A 1,998-nucleotide genomic window follows, 5' to 3' on the forward strand; every position below is an offset into this window, starting at 1 on the left:
GATAAGACCTCTGATTTTTTTTACCTCAAAAGCAGAATCGAATAATAATTTTTTATTCCGGTCGAAAACTTTTATAGAATTTTTTCCCTGATTAAGATCTACGGGAACCGTCTGTCCGCCTGCAATTATACCTTCGGAACCATTATTGATTTTATAGTAAAATGTATCCGGCGTAGGATTATCCACTACGTAGTAATTTTTTTTGGCTAAAAAAAGGAAATAAATCCCAAAGGCTACGATAAACGCCACAACTGCAATAAGTAAGCCTTTTAAAGAAGGATTGTTTTTCATAGGATTGTAAAGTACAATTTTTGCAAATTTAGTAATATTTTTAATTCTCTGTTATTAATATTAATTATTAACTTTGCATCTTTAAAAAAAATCATATAAACGAATGCCGAATACGATCATTATTGGTTCTGGATCTTATCTTCCCAGCAGAATTATAGGAAGAGACTTTTTTCTAGATTCAGAGTTTTATTCAGAAGACGGGGTAAAGATTGACAAACCTGCTGAGGAAACGATCTCAAAATTTGTAGAAATTACAGAGATAGAAAACAGAAGATTCATAGAAGATGATCTTTCCAACTCAAAAATCGGTTACGAAGCTGCAAAAATTGCTATTGCAGATGCAAAAATAGATCAGGAGGAACTGGATTATATCATTTACGCAAGTAATTTCGGGGAAGTTACTGTAAACGGATACGCAGATTTTATGCCGACGATGGCAGCGAGAGTGAAAAACAAGTTAGGCATTAAAAACAGAAAATGTGTTACTTACGACATGCTTTTCGGATGTCCGGGATGGGTGGAAGCGATGATTTTGGCAGACAACCTAATTAAAGCTAAAGTGGCTAAAACCATCTTGGTAATTGGTGCTGAAACATTAAGCAGAGTAACAGATCCGCATGACAGAAACAGAATGATCTTTGCAGACGGAGCAGGCGCTGTTGTGGTTCAGGCTACAGATCAGGAAAATGTAGGAATCATTGCTCACAATACAATCTGTGACAACGGTGTGGAACTGGATTATCTTGCCAACGGACCATCCATCAACAAAGATTCTGACCAGACCCGTATTTTCGTAAGAATGCAGGGCAGAAAAATCTACGAATATGCGTTGAAAAACGTTCCGGCTGCAATTAAAGAAACCATTGAAGACGCTGGTCTTTCTATTGAAGATATCAACAAAATCTTAATTCATCAGGCAAATGCAAAAATGGATTATGCGATGATTGAAAGGCTTCACAAGCTTTATAACGTGAAAGAGTATGACCATTCTATCTCTCCAATGACGATCCAGAATTTCGGAAATTCTTCTGTGGCTACAATTCCTACCATGTTTGATTTAATAATTAAAGGAAAAATGGAGGGTCAATCGTTTAAAGAAAAAGGTAACATTGTAATGACTTCGGTAGGTGCCGGAATGAACATCAATGCTATCGTTTACAGATTTCCTTAACAATATTTAATTTAAAATATAATAAAGCACAGGGAAATTAATTCTTTGTGCTTTTTTTAAACTTAGTTATGCAAAGAAACTTTTTTATCATTGCGGCAGTTTTTCTTTTTCTGGAAATTTATATTTACCAGGCGATCAGAACCTTAACAGACAATAACTGGATCAAAATAGGCTATTGTATTATTTCTTTAGCGGTTTACGGCTTTTTCGCTTACGAAGTTTCCCACTTCAGCAGAGCCGACCGAAGCATGATGCGCGCGCAGATTATGATCTCCCTGTTCCTGATTTTTATTCTGCCCAAAGTTTTCATCGTTTTGTTTTTATTAATCGATGATATTTTCAGAACCGGAAGTTATCTTATCGGACTTACGAGACCATCGGAGAACTTTTTCCCTGAAAGAAGAAAGTTTTTAAGCATTATGGGATTAGGTATAGGAGGCGTTCTTTCAGCTCTTTTTATCGATGGAATTACATTTGGAAAATACCGCCATAAAGTAAGAAGGGTAAGAATGAATTTTGCGAATCTTCCCAAAAGC

General features: G+C 35.8%; 1 protein-coding gene and 2 pseudogenes. 2 read left to right on the top strand and 1 reads right to left on the bottom strand.

Annotated elements, in window-relative coordinates; translation table 11 throughout:
- Nucleotides 1-291: pseudogene (locus tag WFK35_RS22520) on the bottom strand (hypothetical protein); the annotation flags it as partial.
- 103 nt (nt 292-394) lie between these two features.
- On the opposite strand from WFK35_RS22520, the gene WFK35_RS22525 reads away from it, so the two are divergent.
- Both WFK35_RS22525 and WFK35_RS22530 read left to right on the top strand, forming a co-directional pair.
- The gene (locus tag WFK35_RS22525) at nt 395-1,462 is read left to right on the top strand and encodes a 3-oxoacyl-ACP synthase III family protein (protein WP_214589237.1); all 1,068 of its coding nucleotides are present in this window, start codon (nt 395-397) and stop codon (nt 1,460-1,462) included.
- A gap of 68 nt (nt 1,463-1,530) precedes the next feature.
- Nucleotides 1,531-1,998 (top strand): annotated as a pseudogene (locus WFK35_RS22530) (metallophosphoesterase); the annotation flags it as partial.

This window comes from Chryseobacterium sp. VD8 (assembly GCF_037149975.1).
In the GTDB taxonomy this organism is placed as follows: Bacteria; Bacteroidota; Bacteroidia; order Flavobacteriales; family Weeksellaceae; genus Chryseobacterium; species Chryseobacterium indicum.

Coding starts and splice junctions, on each gene's coding strand:
- WFK35_RS22525 (WP_214589237.1), top strand. CDS start 395: ATGCCGAATACGATCATTATTGGTTCTGGATCTTATCTTCCCAGCAGA.